This window comes from Trinickia sp. (assembly GCF_051961175.1).
Lineage (GTDB): Bacteria > Pseudomonadota > Gammaproteobacteria > Burkholderiales > Burkholderiaceae > Trinickia.
This window is the reverse complement of the sequence record NZ_JBQCDN010000073.1, coordinates 1-19,966: the sequence shown is the minus strand read 5'-3', so window position 1 is coordinate 19,966 and position 19,966 is coordinate 1. Positions and strand designations below refer to the sequence as shown.

Below are 19,966 nucleotides of genomic sequence, written 5' to 3'. Positions count from 1 at the left end.
GCAACTCAATGCGCCGCGGCCGAAGCCGAGGTCTTGACGGTCGTGGCACCACGTGGCCTCGGGAACCAGTAATCGATGATCCAGTCTTCCGATTGATACGAGTCGGGCGTCACGCGCGGGTGGCCGATCGTCGTCTTATAGCCGATCCGGACATTGCGTTCGTAATACTGCGGCACCACGTAGTACTCGTTGATCAGCACGCGATCGAGCGCCCGGGTGGCCGCTTCGAGATCTTCGAGGTTGGTCGCGGAAACGGCCGCGTGCACGAGCGCATCGACTGCCTTCGAGCGAATCCCCGGGAAGTTCTCCGATCCAATCTCCGATGCGGCCTTGCTGCCGAAGCGGCGCTCGAGCTCGATGCCCGGAATCGTGACGGGTGGATAGATGTAAGTCGTCATATCGAACTGGAAACTGTCGAGCCGCTTTTGATAGAGCGCGCTGTCGATTTCCCGCATATGCGCATCGATGCCCAGCGTTTGCAAGGCCTGCGTATAAGGAATCAACAGGCGATCGAAGCCCGGCTCGTCATCCATGATCTCGATCTTCATCGGCTCCCCCGCGGCGTTGCGCAGTGCGCCATCGCGGTAGTGCCAGCCGGCTTCGCCGAGCAGTTCGCGCGCCTCAACCAAATTGGCACGCAACGAGCCGGGCGGCTTCGTGCTCGGCTGCTGCACCATCGGGCCGAACACTTCTGGCGGCAGTTGCGCGCGGAACGGCTCAAGCAGCTTCAGTTCCTTCTCGCTCGGCATGCCAGTCGCGCCAAACGGGCTGGCGTCCCAGAAGCTGTTCAGGCGGGTGTACTGGCCGTAGAACATCATACGGTTCATCCAGTCGTAATCGAACGCCAGCGCCAACGCATGACGCACGCGCCGATCCTGGAATTCAGGCTTGCGCGTGTTGACCATGAAGCCCTGCATTTGCGCCGGGCCGTCGGGGAACGTCTCTTTCCTGAGCAGCCCGTTGTCGAAGTTCTTGCCGACATACTTGCGCGCCCATTGCGTCGCACTGTACTCGCGATCGACGTCGTCGTTGCCCGCCTTGAACGCCTCGAGCTTCGTGTATTGATCGAGGTACAACTTGAAGACGATGCGATCGAAGTGGAACATCCCGCGGCGCGACGGCAGGTTCGCCGCCCAATAGTTCGGATCGCGCCGATAGACGATTTCCTTATCGTTCTTGCGTTGTTCGACGAGATAAGGGCCGCTCGCGATCGGCGGCTCCACGGCGATCTGATCGAACGGCAAGCGCTTGCCATCGGGCTGCATGCCCCACTTCGGCGAGAACACGGGCAGGTCACCCGCGATCAACGGTGCGGCGCGCGAGTTGTCGACGAAGTCGAAGCGCACGGTCAAGCGGTCAAGCACCGTCGCACGCTTGATCTCCGAGAACTGCGACGAGACCGTCGGCAAAGCCTGCGGGCTCTTGAGGGTGTCGAACGAGTATTTGACATCGGCCGCCGTGATCGGATCGCCGTTCGAGAAATGCGCGCTCGGATTGATATGAAACGTGGCCGACAACCCATCGGGCGCCACCTCGACGTCATCGGCGATCAGCGGATATTCGGAAGCCAGCTCATCCCAGCTTCGTTGCATCAGCGTATCGAACATCAGATTCCTGACGTCCGGTGCCGGCTGGCCGCGCACGATGAACGGGTTAAGCGAATCGTAACTTTGCGACTGATCGTAATTCTGGAATTTGAGCGTTCCCGTATTCGGTTGATCGGGATCCGCATAATCGAAGTGCGCAAAATTCGGCGGATATTTTAAATTGCCGAATTGTGCGATATCGGGCTGGGCCTGCGCGCCCATGGCGAACGCCAGTCCGAACGCCGTCGCGAACGCCAGGCGAAACATTGAAGGTCTCATCTTCCCAGTGCGGGTGGACACGCGCCGATATTCAACGGCGCGCCATTCATCGGAGCGGTAGAGAGCGAAGCATGGGCCGTCGCGGGCATCGCTGCCGCACGACGGCCTGCTCCCCCTAGCGCCGCCTCACTTCGACGCTACCAGCAACCAGAGCCGGGCCAAATCGCCCGATCCGTCGGTGCCTTTCACCGCACGGAATGCTTGCACCGCGCGGGCTTTTTGGCCGGCGACGTAATAGGCGATACCCAAATGAAGTTGCGCGTGATCGGGGTGATCGAGTCCCCCTTTTGCAATCGCCGCTTCCATCATCGAAAGACCTTGCTGCGCTTTGCCGGCGAATACGAGGTTGAAACCCTCGTCGATCTGGGCAGGCGGATTCGCCTTATCGACACCGGCTTGCACGCGTTTGGCCGCCAGTGCTTGCAGACGCTTCTCGCGATCGGCCTGTGCGTCGTGACCGAGCACACCCGAGGCGAACCCTTGATCGATGATTTGCTTGCCCTCGGCGGGCGTGTTGGCGACCAGCGCGAGCTGCGTCATCTCCATGTAATCGTCGATGCTCGTGAGCGAACCGGTGGCACGGCGCAACCGGTACGTGTCGATATCGAGGCTCGACGAATAGCCAGGCTTATTGCGGATCGCCGCAAAAAGATCGTCCCAGTACGACTGCTTCGGGTGATAAGCCACGAGCTTTTCGAGGGCGCCGCGATACGATGCGTCATCCTTGACGCGCTGTGCGCAGGTGCCCCGCACTTGCAGTTGCGATTCGTCAGGCGCCCTGCCGGCGCGCACGTCGCCATCGATCGTCGGCTTCAGCAGCTTCACCACGCTGCCGCAATCGTTCGACAGGTAGTACGACTGCACGAGCAGCGTCCGCATCTGCGGATCGGTGCCGCCGGCTTTCAGATAGCGCTGGGCAACCGTAATGGCGCGTGCGTAGTTGTGCTGCTGAAAATACACGCCGGCCAGCGTGGCGGTCACACGCTGCTCGTCCTCGCCTTTGAGCTGTCCGCCGCTCAGCAAGCCTTCGTAGGCCTGCGCCGCCGTCCCGGTATCGCCCGCGGCCATGGCCGCGGCACCGCGCATTTCCTCGACCATATACGTTTCGTATGCGGTCTTGTTCGGCACGGCCGCCGCCTGCGCGATCTTCCCGAGTGCGTCCTTGTACTTATGCGCGCGGTACAGCGTTTGCGCGTCGTTCAAGGGCTTGCCCACTTCAGGGCGAAGCGTATCGGCCGCGAAGGACGACGCGGGTACCGCCGCCAGCGCGAGGAACGCGCAGCTGGCCACCGCGAGCGCAGCCTGCTTGAACCGTCGATGGATCGTTCGCATTGCCACTTCCTTATTGCATGTACTGCTCATTGCCGATCAAACCGATCTTCGTCGCGCCGACGCGCTGCGCCGCGGCCATGACCTCCGCCACGTCCTTATACGGCACGAGCTTGTTCGGGCGCACATGGATCTCGTCTTGCACCGGCTCGGCCGCCACCTGCGAAAGCTTCGACTCGAGCGTGGCCTTATCCGGGATCGGCGTACCGTTCCACGTCATCGTGCCGTCGAAATCGATGTCGATCTGCACGACTTGCGGCTGAACCGCAGGCGGCGGCGGATTGCCGACCGGCAGATTCATCTTCACGGCATGCATCTGAATCGGAATCGTGATGATCAGCATGATCAACAGCACGAGCATCACGTCGATCAACGGCGTGGTGTTGATGTCGACCATCACTTCCGGTTCGCCGCCGCTACCCGAGGATACGTTCATTCCCATAGTCGATTCCCCTTGGATCAGCCGCCGCGTGCCGGCGGCTCGGTGATGAACGACACCTTGGCGATGCCGGCCCGCTCGCAATCGGTAATGACGCGGCCGATGAACTCATAGCGCGTGTTCTGATCGCCGCGCACGTGAATCTCCGGTTGCGGCTGCATCGCGGACACTGTCTTGAGCTTCGTCAACAGCGTCGGGCCATCGACGTGCGTTTCGTTCCAGAAAAAGTCGCCGTCCTTGTTGACTGCGATTTCGACGCTCTTCGGTGTCGTTTGCAGCGGATGCACCGTTTCTTTGGGCAACTGCAATGGCACCGTGTGCGTGACGACCGGGATGGTGATCAGGAAGATGATCAACAGCACGAGCATCACGTCGACGAGCGGCGTGGTGTTAATGGCGGCGATGACTTCGTCGTCGTCCTCGCCCCCAACGCTCATGGCCATGGTGGACCTCGCTTATCGGAACTATCGGAACGGGAGATTACTGAACGAGCGATGCGGTGCGGGCAGCCGCGCGCGCCGGGCGCTTGCCGCCTGCGAGCAACACCGTATGCAGTTGCGCGCCGAAGCCGCGCACACGCTCCATCACCGACTTGTTGCGACGAACGAGGAAGTTGTAGCCGAGCACCGCCGGCACGGCCACGGCCAGACCGATTGCCGTCATGATCAGCGCTTCGCCGACAGGGCCCGCGACCTTATCGATCGAGGCCTGGCCGGCGATCCCGATCGCCGTCAGCGCGTGATAGATCCCCCACACCGTACCGAACAGGCCGACGAACGGCGCCGTCGAGCCGACGGTGGCGAGGAAGGCCAGACCGTCTTGCAGGCGGTTCGCCACGTTCGTGATCGCGCGTTCGACCGAAACGTCGATCCACGTATTGCGGTCGACGGCTTCGAGCAGCGCCTCGTCGTGGTGCTGGCCGGCTTCGATGGCCGTTTCGGCGATGAAACGGAACGGCGACGATTCGTCGAGCTGCTTCGCGCCTTCGGACAGCGACGGCGCGCTCCACAGTTGCTCGTCGGCAGCCTTGGCGCGACGGTTCGCGCGGAATTGTTCGAAGAACTTCGTGATCATGATGTACCAGCTGCCCATCGACATGATGACCAACAGGATCAGCACGAAGCGCGCGACGAAATCGCCGTTCTTCCACAGGGCGCCAAGGCCGTATGGGTTATCGACCGTTTCGGTGGCGGCCGGCGCCGGGGGCGGTGCGGGCTGATCGGCTGCAGGCGTCGCGGCTTGCGGCGCGGCAGTGGTCGTGGCGCTCGCAGCGGCCGTTGCCGTCGTGGCTGCCGTGTCGCTGGCTTGCGCATAGGCGAATTGCGGCAGTGCGGTGGTGGCCGTCGCAACGGCGAGCAACGTGGTGGTGGCCAGTGCGGCGAGGGTACGCTTCTTCATAATCTGCTCCAGTTCAGTTCAATCGTTGAACTCGTGAAACTTGTTTTGGCTGTATCGATCGTTTGCTTGTCCGTCGTTGTTCGACACTCAACGTCAATTTAGTTGAGATTGAACGAGAACGGCACTTGCACCCGAACGGCTTGACCTTGGGCAATACAGTTGAACCGCTTGACCGCTTTGAACGCCGCGTCGTCGAGGCTGTCGTGATCGGACGACTTCGCCACGCGCTCGTTCGTGACATGGCCCTGCGGGTCGACCGTGAATTCGATGAGCACCTCACCCGTGTCGCCGTTTTCCTGCGCGTCCTTCGGATAAGCGATCGATCCGCGGACCTGATCCGAATTCGGACACACCACACCCACTTCCGTATGCACCACGGGTTTCGGCGGTGCTTGCACGGGTGGCGCAACAACAGGCGCCGACTGCACCGGCGCAGCTTGGTGCGTAATGGTTGCCTGCGGGGGCGCTTGGACCGGCACTTCGGGCGGTGGCACGAACGGCGGGGGCGGCGGCGCGAACTTCGGCGGCGGCAGTTGCACGGGCGGCAACGGCGGCGGCGGAGGTGGTTTTACCGGCTCGATGATTTTGGTTTCGATCGGATGCTGAATGACGTGCACGACCTTCGTGGCGAGGCCGTTCAGCAGTGCATAGACCAGCACGATGTGCAAGGCGATGACGACTGCGATCCCGCCGAAGCGGCGCGCGGGGTTTTGCTGCTTTCGCCCGAACTCGCGTGGGCGACCCGACCATTGCATCCCGGCCGCTGCTCCGGGTGATTGTCCTTCCACTTTCATACCCACCTTCGATCCTCCCGGCGTGAATCGCCTTGTTCCGTGATTGCGGCGCTCGTCGTGCAACGAACCGCGGGATGAGGCCGATCACAAGGGACTTCTTGCGACAGCTTTTAAAACAAATCCGCCACCTTCACGCTTGGCGCGTTGCCTTCTGCCTTCTGTTATGCAGCGAAGCATGCGCTTCGTGTGAAGGCGGCGGACCGACTGGCTAGCTCGAGATGCCTTGTTTTTTGAAATTTTTAAAATTTATACGTTGCCCCGATCTGCGCGAAGCGGCCGACGTACGTGTATAGCGACTGGTCGTAACCGTTCAAGTCCAGCGTGCCTTGCGCGAACAGCGGATCGTACGGAGGCGTGCGGTTGAAGATGTTGTCGATACCGCCGTAGATCGTCCAGTGTTTGAAGCCTGTGTACGACACCATCAAATTGAACTGGCTATACGAGCCGACCTTCGCCGGAGCCGGTTGCGGCAAGAGGTTTTGCGCATAGGGGCCCGTGAACTGCCAGCTCAAAGCCGCATCGAACTTGTGGTAAGTCCAGTCCAGCGTGGTGTTGCCGCGCCAGCGCGGGAAGCTGCCGCCGAACGGCTGCGTGAGCGTGAAGTTGTTGCCCGCGCCATCGATAGGAGCCCTACCCAGCCGGCCGACCGTGAACGCCTTGACGTATGCCCAATCACCCGACAGCGTGAACGTGCCGGCCTTGGTCGGCAACGCTTGGCGGAAGGTGCCCTCGAACCCGTTCGTGTCGAGATAGCCGAGGTTCTGATAGGGGATAAAGGCGTACTGCAGGTTGCCCTGCGCATCGAAGACCTGTCGCGTGGCGCCAGCTTGACCGATCACGCCATCGATGCGGATTTTATACCACTCGAGGCCAATGTCGGTCGTCCGCGTCGGCGACATCTGGAAGCCGATGTTGATGTTACGCGTGCGCTCGGGCGACAGGTTCGGGTTGCCCGTCGTGATGGACGTGTAGTTCTTGCCCGTGTTCGGATCGACTTGAATGCCGATCGTCTGTGAGTTGCTGTCTTCGACGAACGTCGGTGCGCGGAAGCCGCGGTTGTACGACGCATACATCGTCAACGCTTGCACCGGCTGATAACGCAACGCGAATCGCGGCGAGAACGCACCGCCCACATCGCTGTAATGATCGTAGCGGCCCGATTGGCTGAACGTCAGGTTGTGGATGATCGGAATGTCGAACTGATAGTACACAGCGGCGACGTTCCGCTGGCCCAGCACGGTCTGCAAATCGGGATTGACGACTGCGCCCGAGAGATATTCGGCGCCCGGAGTCAGCGCGATACTTTGGTGCGTGAACTGCGCGCCGAAACCGACCCCGACATCGCCTGCCGGGAGATGGAACAGGTTCGGCGTCGAAATCGTCGCGTCGACCGTATCGAGCTTCGAGATGCCGAAATTGTTCGCGTCCTGGTACAGGCCATTGAACGCGTTCGGCGTAGCCGACGGATTGGCGAAGTTAAGCGCACCGTTTTGATAGATGTTGTTCAGTGCGGCCAGATTCAGCTGATTCGTAAAGACGTTCGAAACCGTGCTTTGCGAGTGGCTGACCGATGTCGCCCAATCCCAATCGCCGTGCGGCAGGCTGAACGAACCCTTGACACCGGTCGAAGCACGCCAGTAGGTGGCGTAAGTCTTCTCGGCAACCGTATTCGGGAACGAATAGGTAAGCGGCGTGTCCACCCCGAACGGGTTGAACGGGTTGCTGGCCGGCACCACGGCGTTGAAGCTGCCGACTTGCTGCGTTTGCGGGTTCCACGTGAGCGTCGGCGTCTGGAACGGATTGCCGATCGTGTTGCCCCAGATACCGTCGTTGGTCGTCGTGTTATTGCGGCTGATCAGAAAGTCCGCAAATGCCGTGGTGTTGTCGTTGACCTTGAAATCGGCGTGAAGCTTGGCGTTCAAACGCTCGGTCATCGGCGCGATCGACATGCCTTCCGCGGAATTGAATCCGCACACCGTTCCCGATGCCGCACCTTGGATCTGCCCATTTGTGGCGCCCGGCATCACCCTTCCGCCGAACGGGCAGGAACCCAACGCCTGCACGCTGCCGTCGGGCATGTTCCAGAACGAGGGCGCGTACATCGAATAGCCGCCGGGCTTACCCGTGAAATCCTCTGCGCGTGTCGAATCCCGATCCGCCAGCGTAAAGCCGTTCGACTTGTAGTAGCTCGCAGCGGCCGTTACGTTGAAGCGATCGCTGTTCAGATTGCCGAAGCCGCCAAGCACGCCGAACTTGACCGTCCCCGCCCCATCGCCGCCGTTGATGGCGCTACCGAGGCTGCCATCCAGTTGCAAGCCGTGGAAATTGTGCTTCGTGATGATGTTGACGACGCCGCCGATGGCATCCGAGCCATATTGCGACACCGCACCCGTCTTGACGATTTCGATCCGCTCGATGTCGTTCAGCGGCAGCGTATTCAAGTCGAAGAACGAATCCACGCTGTTCGAGAAGAACGCGAACGGCGCGACGCGCTGCCCGTCGACCAACACCAGCGTGTATTTTTCGCTCAGGCCGCGCAGTGCCATGCCGGCCGCGCCGGCCGCAAAGTTACCCGTCTGGCCTTCGCTCCAGCTGTTGGCCGAGTTCGCCGACGTGTTGCGCAGGAAGTCGGCCACGGTCGTCGCGCCGCTCTGCTCGATATCCTTGGCCGTAACCGTTTGAACCTGATTGAAACCGACTTTATCGGAACTGCGGATCAGCGAGCCCGTCACCTCGAAGCGCTGGAGCTTCTGGACGTCGCCCTTGGGTTGTTCCTGCGTGCCGGCGGCCGGCGCCGCCGCCGCAGCCGTACCCGATGCGCTCGCCGGTGCCGCAGCCGGCTGACTCTGCGCGAAAGCGACGGATGTTCCCAATGCCGCCGTCAATGCCACCTCAGCCCATACTATTTTTCGTATGGCCGATCCTAGAGCCGTCAGTTTCATTTTTCCCCTTCTCTCGTCGATAGCGCCAAGTTGTTTTGCGGGAAGGGTTGGCTCACCTTCCCGCCTGCGGCACCACACCGCCCCTGTTGACTGCCTTGTTCTCGCACTGCGTCATCAACCCGCAACCACGATCGGGTACGCTTCCGTGACCGGAAGTGCCCCGATTTATTTAGTACTCCTAAGTCATAACGTAAGCATTCCGCTTGCGAACCGACCGTAGGGGTGCAAGCGCGCGCTCCCGGCCACCGCGAAGGGATGGCGAGATTCGCTCGGCTACCGCCTCCGCACATATCTCAATAGTTAGGATACCTAACTGTCATGCGAAGACCGGCATCCGCAAAAAAATCAACAGCGGCTAATCAAAACAACTTTGGCGTTCCGACCCAAACGAGCACGGTTTCGTCACCGGCGGTATTGGCCCAGGCGTGCGGCACCGTCGATTCATAGTGCGCACTGTCTCCGGCGTGCAAGACGAAACACGTACCTTCAAGGTTCAGCGATATTTCACCACGCAGCACATACAGGAACTCTTCTCCCGCATGCGTCGTCACCTCCGATGGCGGTTGCCCCGCGGGCAACTTGACGAGAATCGCGTCCAATTGCCTATCGCTCGACACATTAGTGAGCCGCGCGAAAAGGTTCGCCGAATCGGCAAAGCTAAAGAACTGCAATTCGTCTGCGCGCCGTACCGATTTTCCTTCCGTCGGCGCATCGACGAAGTACTGCACCGTTACGCCCAGCGCTCTCGCAATTCCCGCCAACGACGTAATCGATGGCGTGGCGAGCCCTCGCTCTACTTGCGAAAGGAAGGGCTTGGATATACCCGCAGCCGTTGCCGTTTCGTCCAGTGTGCGTTGGAGCCTTTTGCGCAGCGCTCTAATTTTGCTGCCCAGCACAAGAGCAGCGCTTGTCTTATCTTCAGTGTGCGGAACCATAGCAGGACAGAAACCGGTCGTCAAAAATTGTTTGATGGAAGCAAATTACGTTTACCGAAGGTATACCCGCAGTCTTTTCATTCCTCAATGCACCGTGAAGGTGCCGGGAGCGGCACACGCCGCATACGCTACCGTAAAGGGCGTTGGCGGCGTCGATGCGGGAATACCCGTGGTGCAACCTGTCCGCTCGATAGGCACTCTGCCCTAAATACTTTTGCGGCATGGCAATTCGACGAATTGCAGCGCTTGAAAAGTCTGGCAAATCGGCTATGTCGCAACCCATGTTGCAACCATTCCGGGCGCGTCGCAACCGGGGAAAGCACCTTCCACAACGGTGCACTCCATTGCGGCTGCCGAATGACATTCGCAATCGGAAAGCTTGCTTTTAGAGTGATCAATCTAACTTTGTTAACCCCATTCTTTCATTATTCTTTCCCTTTAATTTCCAAAGTCATTCGCATGAAGTTGAGGCGTAGGCGATTTGCCAGCTTATGTGCGGCACAAATATGCTGCGGTGTAGCAATCGATCACCGAGCCAAGCGCCGCTCGTGATCTGCCCCGCGCACCGCTATACTTTGCGCCCCTGTTACGAGGCCGATTGTCGTTCCCATGAAGAAGCTGTTCGCCGCTTTACTGTTCGCCGTTAGTGCACATGTCGCCGCTGCTCCCGCCTGCTCTCAGTTCGTCCCAAACGCGCAGTTCCCCGTTCTCGCCAACGCCAAGCTGGCGCCGAAAACGCACCTGCTCTGCTATTCCGACTTCGCAGTCCTCCATTCCGGACTGACGCACGGGCCGCTTTGGTCGGCCGAATATCTGACACGCGCCCACCTGAGCGCCGCCAAAAAGCAGGTGCGCACGAACAAGTTTTTTGAAGAATCCGCGCTGCCCCCCGGTGATGGCGCGACATTGGCCGACTACAAGCGCAGCGGTTTCGATCGCGGACACATGAGCCCCGCGGGCGACCGTTGGGACAGCGAAGCGATGGCCCAGTCATTCACGCTTGCCAACGTCGTGCCCCAGGATCGCGACAACAACGAGCACCTTTGGGCGCGCATCGAATCGTCCGTGCGCAAGATCGCCGTTCGCTACGGCGAGGCGTACGTCGTCACGGGCCCGCTGTTCGCGGGGCAATCGCTGCGGACGATCGGTGAGACCGGCGTGTTCGTCCCTACCCAGCTTTACAAGGTGGTCTATGTGCCTGCGGCCAACAAAGCATTCGCCATCGTCGTCGATAACACCGCGACAAGCCGCTACGATGTGAAAACCGTGCACGAGCTTGAAACGATGAGCGGCTTACGCTTCCCCGGAATTCCGGAGGCGCTGAAGGATCAACGTATCGGAGGACTCAAAGGTGTCTGACTTCCACGCATTCGAAAACGACGACGAAGTACTCTGCATCGAAGGCGATGCGCTGACGATATCGAACGGCATGACACGCGTCCTGATCTCGGGCGCGCTTCAGATCGGCAAGGACAAGCGGGGCTTGAAAGCGGCGCGCTCACTCAAGCAGGCCGTAGACAGCCTGGTCGCGGCGCTGGAACGTGAAAAAGCGCTGCCGGACGAAGCGAAAGATGAACCGCCGGCCGCGCAGGGGCACGTCGATAATCCGTTTCTTTGAAGCAGCCGCCACTTTTATGCGAATGGCACATTCAATCGCTTGAAGAACGGGCACGTGCGTGCGATGGTTCATAGGGCCTGAACTGGCCCTAGCGGACACCCGACAGCCGAAGGACGCTTGCATGAAGACCCTGACCGATCAGCTCGCGCAGTACGCCTCCTATCACCGCGACCGGCGCAACATCGCAACGCATTTCGTGGGCATCCCGATGATCGTGCTCGCGCTGGCGATCCTGTTGAGCCGGCCGCAGTGGCACGTTGGGCCCGTTTCGCCAGCCATTTCGCCGGCACTCGTACTGTTCGGCTGCGCCACGGTTTACTACGTCGTACTCGATGTCGCGCTGGGGCTGCTCATGGCGATATTTTCGGCGGCGTGCCTCGTCGCCGGCGCATGGCTCGCTCACGAATCGACGATGATCTGGGCCGCCAGCGGCACCGCACTGTTCATCGTCGGCTGGATCTTCCAATTCGTGGGACATGTGGCCTACGAGCATCGCAAGCCCGCTTTCGCCGACGATCTGATCGGCCTCATCATCGGCCCGCTGTTCGTGCTGGCCGAAATTGTCTTCGGCTTCGGCTGGCGCCGTCCGCTGCGCGATTCGGTCGAGCGCAGAGCCAGCGCGCTGCGCGAGGATCAACACGATCGGCATCAGCCGATTTGATTCCTTCGCTGTTCGCGCAACAGCAGCACGCTGTGCACGGCCGTGACAGCCACAGCCATCCAGATCGGCGCGTAGGTCGCGATCTGCTCCGCGGATAACGTTTCGCCGAGCAACGTGACCGAAAAAAGCACGAGCAATACGGGTTCGACGTAACCGAGAATCCCGAACAATGCCATTGGCAGCAAGCGGCTCGCGGCCAAATAGCTCGCCAACGCGATCGTACTCAATGCACCGAGGCCCGGCAGAAACACCGCGCCAAGCAGCGGCCGCTGCAGCGCCGCCTGCGCCACGGGGCTCAGCGCGATCACTGCCGCGGCGACGGGCAGCAAAAGCGAAATTTCCAACGCGAACGTCGCGAGCGAATCGCCGCCCAGCTTGCGGCGCAGGATGAAGTAAGGCGGGTAGCCGACCGCCACGACAAGCGTCGGCCAGGAAAACGCGTGCGTCGCCCAGAGCTCGTGCGCCACACCGAGCGCCGCGAACGCTACGGCCAGCCATTGCAACGGGACCAGCTGCTCGCGATAGTAGAAGCGCCCGACAAGGACCATCGACAACGGCAACAGGAAATAACCGAGCGACACCTCGAGCAGGCGCCCGTGCAGCGGCGCCCACATGAACAGCCAAAGCTGCGTGCCGAGCAAGGCGCTCGCCAACAGCAGCATCAGCCCTTTAATCGGCGCACGCAGCGATGCGCGCGCTATCGCCAGCAGTTCGCCGCGCCGTCCTCGCATCCACACCAGCAGCAAGGCGCCCGGCACCGTCCAGACGATGCGCCAGGCGAAAATGTCCAACCCGCCGAGTGGACGCAGAATCCGGGTATACACGGATAACAACGCAAACAACGTCGTGGCCGCGACTGAAAGCGTAATGCCGCGCCCCGTGTCATGTCGATTCATTGGATGTGCAACGTGTCAGATTTTGAGTCGGCGCCGCACGCCAAACGTTTTCTTTTGCGTTGCCGCAGAAAAAACCAATATCGTAATCGACGTTCAGTGTTGTTCGAAGCGAACAAAGCGCTTCTCGACATGGCGCTCTTCGCTGACGACATCCGTCACGCGAGCCGAGGGCGGCCCCCGCCGCATCCATTCGAGCATTCGATCGATCTGGTTGGCCGGCCCTTGCAGCATCGCTTCGACCGAGCCGTCCGCGACGTTCGCTACCCAGCCCGTGATCCCAAGCGCGTGCGCCTGCCTGAGGGTCGCATGCCGAAAACCCACGCCTTGCACGATGCCGCGCACACGCACGTAATACGTCTCCATCTTCTTGTCCAAATCCGGACCTTCCATTTGCCGCGCTCCTGCACTGATATTGCGTCGATCCCCGCATTGTAGTCGCCAGGCCCAAATCGTTTTTTACGGACTGCGCGCATCGGGCCTAAAGAAAATCCCGAATTCGGCCGTTAAACGCTGTGGATTGCGTATGCGCGACAGCTTATTTGGCGAGAGGAGACCTAACAGTGGCGCTACAGAATCGCGCGGCACGCGTCGCTCGCAATAGCCATAGCCTCCTGAAACACTGGCTCGACGAGCACAGCACCACCATCCTGACCGTCGCCGTTTGTGCGATCGCGGTCGGCATGGTCGCGTTCGGTGCAAGCCAGATCTTCGCCGCGCGCGAACTCGATGACGTCCGGATGGCGCGGGCATTACAGATCCGTGACAACGTCGAGCAGTTGGAAAGCCTATACGCCGAAGCAGACGCGGACTTTCTCCATCTGGTGGCCGACCCCGACTCGCACACCGTCCCATGGCCCGCTTCGCGCATCGCCCGCGCCGATCGGATGCTCGACTCCTTGATGCAGGTGTTCGGACAATCGTCCACGCGTGCCGATACGATCGAAGCACTGAGAACAGCCACCCACGAATGGCAGCGCAGCATCGCGCAAACCGCACTGGGCGAGCACCCCGAAGGGTCATACGTCTTGTTGTCGCGCGACACGCTTCTTTCGGTCGAAGACAGCCGGGCCCGCGTCGCTGTCGGCTTGCGCAGCCTCGATGCCGATCAGAACCTGTCCGCCGACTTGCGGACGACCAATCTGGCCCGCCGCGATACATCAGAGCGCATCGCCTTCGCCGCGGCCGCGGCCGCCGCGTTCGTGTTCCTCGTCTACGGCTTTCTGACCAATCATCGCATCGGGCTCGAACGCGCTCGCGCACGGATCTCGTCGGAGGAAGGGGAGGCTCGCTTCCGCGAGTATTTCGAGGAGCATCCCCTGCCGATGGTCATCTACGACGTGGAAACACTGACCATCGCCGCCATCAACCGTGCCGCGGTCCGGCAATACGGGTACGAGCGCGAAGAACTGGCGGGGATGTCGATCGCGGCATTACGGCCGCCGGAAGAAAGCGCGGCGTTCATTGCCGCCTTCATCAAACTGGCGGCAGCGATGGATTCGAAAGAGGAGGCGAACGCTTCCACGGTGAGCGGCACCTCGCCCGTGCGCACGCATGTCCGCAAGGACGGCTCGCGCTTCTTCGTCGAACCGTCGTATCACTTTCTGACTTACGCGAATCGGCGCGCCTGCTTCGTCGTCGCCATCGACGTCACCGAAAAGGAAAACGCAAAGGAAGCGTTGCAGCAATCGAAGCAGATGCTCGAAGCCGTCATCGATAGCGTGCCGCAACGCATCTTCTGGAAAGACACGGAATCGCGCTACCTCGGATGCAATCGAGCGTTCGCGCAGGATGTCGGCCTGGCCGACGCGTCGCGGATCGTTGGCCTGACCGACGACGACTTGCCATGGCGCATGGTGGCGACCAATGCCCGCGTACGCGACCGTGAAGTCATAGAAACCGGCGAGCCACTGGCAAACTTCGAAGAGTTTTCCCCCGCGGCGAACGGCGCCTGGCGCTGGCTGCGCAAGACGAAGGTGCCGCTGCGCAATACGCACGGCGACGTCATGGGCCTGCTGGCGACGTACGAGGACATTACCGAGCGCAAGAGCGTCGATCTCGCGCTCCGATTGCGCAGCCGCGCACTGGACGCGATCGTCAACGCCGTCATGATTACGCGCGTCACCGAAGACGGCGATTTGATTGAATACACGAACCCCGCCTTCGAACGGATCACCGGGTATTCCGTCGACGATGTCAAAGGCATGGATTTCCGTATCCTGCACGGCGAGGACCAAAACCAGGAGGGCATCGACGCGATACGCCGTGCATTGACCGACGAGCGCGAAGTGACCACGCTGCTGCGCAACGACCGGCGCGACGGCACGGTCGTCTGGAATCAGATCTATATCGCGCCGGTGCGCGACGATCATGGCGAGGTGACGCATCACATCAGCGTCGTGAACGATGTGACCGAACTCGTTCGATCGCGCGACTTGCTGTCCCAGCAGGCCAATTTCGATTCGCTCACCGAATTGCCCAATCGCTACCGGCTGGGCGAGCGCCTCGGTCAAGCGATACGCGATGCCGATCGCGACGGCACACGCGTGGCCGTCGTCTTCATGGACATCGATCATTTCAAGGACGTCAACGACAGCCTGGGGCACGGCATCGGCGATCGCTTGCTGCGGGAAATCGGCGCAAGGCTGGCCGCTTGTGTCAGCGAGGCCGATACGGTTGCGCGCTACGGCGGCGACGCGTTCGTGATGGTGATTGGCGAAGGTGCGCACGAGGATCGTCTGACCGATGTGCTCGCGCGCGTATCGCGTGCCTTCGCGCGGCCGGTCTGGATCGACGACACCGAATTTCACGTGGAAACGAGCGTCGGCGTGGCCAGCTTCCCGGCGGACGGCCTCGACCCCGAAACGCTGCTGCGCCGCGCCGATCTCGCGATGTATCGCGCGAAATCGAACGGACGCAACGCGATGCAGCGATTCACGCCCGATCTGGGCCGCCGCGCCGACGAGCGTCTCGCGCTGTCGCGCCGCATGCGGGCCGCCCTGGCGAACGGCGAATTCCGCCTCGAATATCAGCCCCAGGTCGATCTTCAATCGAATTGCGTGACAGGCGTCGAGGCGCTGCTTCGATGGACCGACACCGAACTCGGGCCGGTCAGTCCCGGCACGTTCATTCCCATCGCGGAAGAAAACGGCCTCATCGTCCCGATCGGCGAGTGGGTCATGCAGCAGGCCTGCTTCCAGGCGCAGATATGGCAGCAGACGCTGCCAGGGCTGCGGATGTCCGTCAATCTTTCGCCGCGGCAATTTGGCCGCGGCGACATCCTGCGCGTCGTGCAGCGGGCGCTCACGCGTGCCCGGCTCTCGCCGCGCCTGCTCGAACTCGAGATCACCGAAGGCGCGTTGATGACGGTGGGCGCCCTCGATGTGCTGCGGGCATTACGCGCGATGGACATCGATCTGGCCATCGACGATTTCGGCACGGGCTATTCGAGCCTGTCGTACATCCGCAACTTCCATGCTGAGCGTCTGAAGCTCGACATGTCGTTCGTATCGGGCATCGGCCGGCATCGCGAAGACGAGGTCATTACGCGCGCGATTCTCTCGCTCGGCCGAGCGCTTGGTTTCAAAGTCGTCGCCGAAGGGGTGGAGACGGAGACGCAGCTCGCATTCCTGCGCCGGCACGGCTGCAACGTCGTGCAAGGCTACCGCTTCGCCCGCCCGATGCCCGCCGCCGACGCTCACACCTTCATCCGGCATTTCAACGAAGGCACGGTCGCGTATAGCTGAGGCACCGAGGACTCGGGACTCGGGCCGTGCGCAGGATGAACAAGTCCAAGTACAACTACAAGTACAATCTCGCCGCATCTTCGCAACGAACGCATCCGCGCCACACCATGACCGAATCTTCAGGCGATCTCGTGCTCGTCACGGGCGCATCGGGCTTCGTCGGCTCCGCCGTCGCCCGGGCGGCGCTCGCGCAAGGCATGCGCGTACGCGTACTTGTCCGCGCGACGAGCCCGCGCAAGAACGTCGAAGCGCTCGATGCCGAAATCGTCGTCGGCGATATGCGCGACGAAGCATCGATGCGCGCCGCCCTGCGCGGCGTGCGGTACCTCTTTCATGTCGCGGCCGACTATCGGCTGTGGGCGCCGGATCCTTCGGAAATCGAGCGCGCCAATCTCGAAGGCACGGAAGCCACCATGCGCGCGGCCCTGGCGGAAGGCGTCGAACGCATCGTCTACACGAGCAGCGTCGCCACGCTCAAAGTCACGAGCGAAGGCCGTATCGCCGACGAAACCTCGCCGCTGACAGCGCAGCAAGCCATCGGGGTGTACAAGCGCAGCAAGGTGCTGGCGGAGCGCGCCGTCGAGCGGATGATCGAACGCGATCGGCTGCCCGCCGTCATCGTCAACCCTTCGACGCCGATCGGCCCGCGCGACGTGCGTCCCACGCCGACCGGCCGCATCATCGTCGAAGCGGCGCTCGGCAAAATTCCGGCTTTCGTCGATACCGGCTTGAACCTGGTGCATGTGGACGATGTTGCGCAAGGCCATCTGCTGGCACTGGCGCGCGGGCAAATCGGCGAGCGCTACATTCTCGGCGGCGAGAACCTGCCGCTGCAACGGATGCTCGCCGATATCGCGCGGGAGACGGGCCGCAAGCCGCCGACGATCAGCTTGCCGCGCTGGCCGCTGTATCCGCTCGCGCTCGGCGCAGAATGCGTTGCCAAGTTCACGAAGCGCGAACCGTTCGTCACCGTCGACGGACTGAAGATGTCGAAGAACAAGATGTATTTCACGTCGGCGAAGGCCGAACGTGAAATCGGCTATCGCGCGCGGCCGTATCTCGACGGGCTGCGCGATGCGCTGCAATGGTTTCGCGAAGCCGGCTACTTGCAGAGCTGATTCGACGGTGCGTGCATTTTGTTACAACCTCGCCCGCATCCATCGCGGATGCGGGCGGCGCGCAGCCGGTAGAATCGCGTCTCTTTGATTGAAATAGCCCGGCATGAACCTGGAAGAACAGATCGGTGCGATCGACGCCCAAGTCGATCGGCTCGGCGAACTCGTCCGGCTCGCGCAGGCCGCCGCCGAGCGCGCGGAGGCCGAGCGCGCCCGCGCGTTGGAAGAGCAGCAAGCGCAGCAAGCGGAGCAGGCCGCTCGCGCCGCGGCCGAAGCGGCTGAAGCCATTCGAGCCGCTGAAGCCGCCGCAGCCTTGACGGCATCGTCCGCCTCGCCCGACGAAAAGCCCACATTGCGTGTGGCACGTCCGTCGCACAATGAACTGACATTGAGTATCGGCGCGCAAACGGTCACGCTGCACCCCGAGCACATCGGTCAGCTGATCGAGGAACTGGCCAACGCCCGCGCCTCGATGACGCCGGAGCCGCCCATGGCACTCCCGGCGGGCTGGCGCTTCGCTTCAACCAAAAATCCCGTCATGGCGACGCAAAAGCAGGCGAACGGCGACCGTTTGCTGGTCGCTCGGCATACGGGCCACGGCTGGGTGCCGTTCACGTTCTCGCCCGATGCCGCGGTTCAGCTTTATATGATGCTGACGCAGCGGTAGGAGGCGAAACCGCGTTCACCCGCCCTGCGCGGGCGCTTGGACGCGAGCTTTCCATTGCCCGCCCTTGCCGCGCCAATACCGAACCGCCGAGGCGAACGTCGCACCCACATAAAACAGGGCGACGAGCGGTAGCGCGGGGGCCCATAACGGTGAGCGTCCGTAATAGCGCAGCATCGGAGCATAAGCGCAGCACATCGCCGCCCATGCGAGCCATGCGGCCCACCCCAACGGGCCCAGCACGAGCGCCACGACGGGCGGCGCGAGATAGATCACGCTCATGCCGATCAACGTGCCGGCGAGCAGCCACGGCGAGTAGTGCAACTGCGTGAAAGCGGTGCGCGCAATCATGTTCCAGATTTCGCCCGGGCCGTCGTAAGGACGCAGCGAACGGCTGTTCGCAGCCACGTCGAGCCGAATCGGATGCCGGCCTTGGCCGCGATGCTTGATCCGTGCCGCCAATGAGCAATCGTCGATCAACGCCGCGCGAATCGACTCCAAGCCGCCTGCTTCCTCGAGCGCCGTCCGCTTGACCAGCATGCAGCCCCCGGCTGCGGCGGCCGTCTTGTTGCGCGGATTGTTGACCCAATTGAACGGATACAGCTTCGCGAAGAAGAAGACGAACGCCGGAATCAGCGCCTTCTCCCAGATCGAATCGCAGCGCAGCCGCACCATCAGCGAGACGAGGTCGCGCTGCTCGATCGCCGCGCGCGCGACGAGTTGCGCCACGGCATCGGCCGGGTGCGCGATATCGGCATCGGTCAGCAACAGGTAATCGGCCGCCAGGCCGCGCGTGCCGATGGCGGCAACCCCTTGCGATTGCGCCCAGACCTTGCCGGACCAGCCGGCCGGCAAGGGTTCGGCCTTGATCACCGTCAACCGCTCCGGCCTCCCCAATGCGAGCGCGGCCGCGCGTGCGCAGTCGGCGGTGCCGTCGGTGCTGTGATCGTCGACGACGATGACGTGAAACTCGCCGCCGTAGGTTTGTTCGAGCAAGGACGTCACGGCCTCGCCGATCACGTCGGCTTCGTTACGGGCGGGCACCACGGCGACGACGGCCGGCCATGCCTCGATGGCGTCGGCCTGCGCGCGCGCGATGGGCGGCGCGCAGCGCGTGCGCCAAAAGCCGCCCCGTGCGAACAACAGGACGCACCAGATCAGAAGCGAGAGGACGGACAAGCCGAAGAGCGCGATGGTCATGCCTGCCCCCGGCTCGTCTGGGCAGCGCGGGAGCGCGTCTGCGCGCGCTTGCCGGTGGCCAGGCTCGGGGCGCAACCCGAAAGATCCGGCAAATCGTAGTAAGCGTAATGTGCGAAAGGCATCGAGCCGGTCATGCGATGAAATTAAATTGAAAGGTTTGGCGTTTGGAAAACGTCGTTTTACCTGCGAAGGCCGCTAGTTTAGCGGCTCAGGGCGCACCTTGGCGCCAAGCGGCGGGATGGGCGGGAGAGTCCTGTTGTCATTCTTGCAACGCCCGCGTGCCCGCCCGGAAGCGTTCCGGGCCCGATAGCGTTAGAATGCGCGTTTGGGTTGGTTTGCCGGCTATCACGCCCGCTTTCTAATAATA

17 protein-coding genes are annotated in these 19,966 nt (G+C 62.0%); 6 read left to right on the top strand and 11 right to left on the bottom strand.

Features of this window, described 5'->3' with window-relative positions; translation table 11 throughout:
- Positions 1–5 precede the first annotated feature (5 nt).
- The 8 genes from ACTHL0_RS04065 to ACTHL0_RS04030 form a co-directional block, all read right to left on the bottom strand.
- Positions 6–1,853 (bottom strand): extracellular solute-binding protein, encoded by a 1,848-nt coding sequence (locus ACTHL0_RS04065; RefSeq protein ID WP_440565304.1) that lies wholly within the window; start codon positions 1,851–1,853, stop codon positions 6–8.
- Between the two features lie 138 nt (positions 1,854–1,991).
- Entirely contained in the window at positions 1,992–3,197 is a 1,206-nt protein-coding gene (locus ACTHL0_RS04060) for a tetratricopeptide repeat protein (RefSeq protein WP_440565303.1), read from the bottom strand.
- Between the two features lie 10 nt (positions 3,198–3,207).
- Positions 3,208–3,636, bottom strand: a complete 429-nt coding sequence (locus tag ACTHL0_RS04055) for an ExbD/TolR family protein (protein ID WP_440565302.1) — start codon at positions 3,634–3,636, stop codon at positions 3,208–3,210.
- Between the two features lie 17 nt (positions 3,637–3,653).
- On the bottom strand, positions 3,654–4,076 hold the full coding sequence (locus ACTHL0_RS04050) for an ExbD/TolR family protein (protein ID WP_440538482.1): 423 nt from the start codon (positions 4,074–4,076) through the stop codon (positions 3,654–3,656).
- A gap of 37 nt (positions 4,077–4,113) precedes the next feature.
- Positions 4,114–5,031 carry a MotA/TolQ/ExbB proton channel family protein gene (locus ACTHL0_RS04045; RefSeq protein ID WP_440565301.1) on the bottom strand — a complete coding sequence of 306 codons (918 nt, stop codon included), beginning with the start codon at positions 5,029–5,031 and terminating at the stop codon, positions 4,114–4,116.
- Between the two features lie 98 nt (positions 5,032–5,129).
- Positions 5,130–5,825 carry an energy transducer TonB gene (locus ACTHL0_RS04040; protein ID WP_440565300.1) on the bottom strand — a complete coding sequence of 232 codons (696 nt, stop codon included), beginning with the start codon at positions 5,823–5,825 and terminating at the stop codon, positions 5,130–5,132.
- A gap of 239 nt (positions 5,826–6,064) precedes the next feature.
- A complete protein-coding gene (locus ACTHL0_RS04035; RefSeq protein ID WP_440565299.1) occupies positions 6,065–8,767 on the bottom strand; it encodes a TonB-dependent receptor in 2,703 nt (900 codons plus the stop codon).
- Positions 8,768–9,126: 359 nt separating this feature from the next.
- The gene (locus tag ACTHL0_RS04030; protein WP_440565316.1) at positions 9,127–9,702 is read right to left on the bottom strand and encodes a helix-turn-helix domain-containing protein; all 576 of its coding nucleotides are present in this window, start codon (positions 9,700–9,702) and stop codon (positions 9,127–9,129) included.
- 609 nt (positions 9,703–10,311) lie between these two features.
- Here ACTHL0_RS04030 and ACTHL0_RS04025 point away from each other — a divergent pair.
- From ACTHL0_RS04025 to ACTHL0_RS04015, 3 genes are all read left to right on the top strand, one after another.
- Positions 10,312–11,061, top strand: coding sequence for a DNA/RNA non-specific endonuclease (locus ACTHL0_RS04025; protein ID WP_440565298.1), 750 nt, complete (start codon positions 10,312–10,314; stop codon positions 11,059–11,061).
- Complete coding sequence (locus tag ACTHL0_RS04020) at positions 11,054–11,320, top strand: hypothetical protein (protein WP_440565297.1); 267 nt, start codon at positions 11,054–11,056, stop codon at positions 11,318–11,320. The genes ACTHL0_RS04025 and ACTHL0_RS04020 overlap by 8 nt, the downstream gene beginning before the upstream one ends.
- Positions 11,321–11,441: 121 nt before the next feature.
- A complete protein-coding gene (locus ACTHL0_RS04015; protein WP_440565296.1) occupies positions 11,442–11,981 on the top strand; it encodes an Mpo1 family 2-hydroxy fatty acid dioxygenase in 540 nt (179 codons plus the stop codon).
- On the opposite strand, the gene rarD is transcribed toward ACTHL0_RS04015, so the two are convergent.
- Positions 11,969–12,877, bottom strand: a complete 909-nt coding sequence (gene rarD, locus ACTHL0_RS04010) for an EamA family transporter RarD (RefSeq protein WP_440565295.1) — start codon at positions 12,875–12,877, stop codon at positions 11,969–11,971. The two genes, ACTHL0_RS04015 and rarD, sit on opposite strands and share 13 nt — an antisense overlap.
- A 93-nt stretch (positions 12,878–12,970) precedes the next feature.
- Complete coding sequence (locus ACTHL0_RS04005) at positions 12,971–13,267, bottom strand: acylphosphatase (RefSeq protein WP_440565294.1); 297 nt, start codon at positions 13,265–13,267, stop codon at positions 12,971–12,973.
- Positions 13,268–13,437: 170 nt separating this feature from the next.
- On the opposite strand from ACTHL0_RS04005, the gene ACTHL0_RS04000 reads away from it, so the two are divergent.
- The 3 genes from ACTHL0_RS04000 (at position 13,438) to ACTHL0_RS03990 (ending at position 18,402) form a co-directional block, all read left to right on the top strand.
- Complete coding sequence (locus ACTHL0_RS04000) at positions 13,438–16,620, top strand: sensor domain-containing protein (RefSeq protein WP_440565293.1); 3,183 nt, start codon at positions 13,438–13,440, stop codon at positions 16,618–16,620.
- A 107-nt stretch (positions 16,621–16,727) separates the two neighbouring features.
- Positions 16,728–17,738 (top strand): hopanoid-associated sugar epimerase, encoded by a 1,011-nt coding sequence (hpnA, locus tag ACTHL0_RS03995; RefSeq protein WP_440565315.1) that lies wholly within the window; start codon positions 16,728–16,730, stop codon positions 17,736–17,738.
- A gap of 103 nt (positions 17,739–17,841) precedes the next feature.
- Positions 17,842–18,402 carry a hypothetical protein gene (locus ACTHL0_RS03990; RefSeq protein ID WP_440565292.1) on the top strand — a complete coding sequence of 187 codons (561 nt, stop codon included), beginning with the start codon at positions 17,842–17,844 and terminating at the stop codon, positions 18,400–18,402.
- Between the two features lie 15 nt (positions 18,403–18,417).
- On the opposite strand, the gene ACTHL0_RS03985 is transcribed toward ACTHL0_RS03990, so the two are convergent.
- Complete coding sequence (locus ACTHL0_RS03985) at positions 18,418–19,599, bottom strand: glycosyltransferase (protein ID WP_440565291.1); 1,182 nt, start codon at positions 19,597–19,599, stop codon at positions 18,418–18,420.
- Positions 19,600–19,966 lie beyond the last annotated feature (367 nt).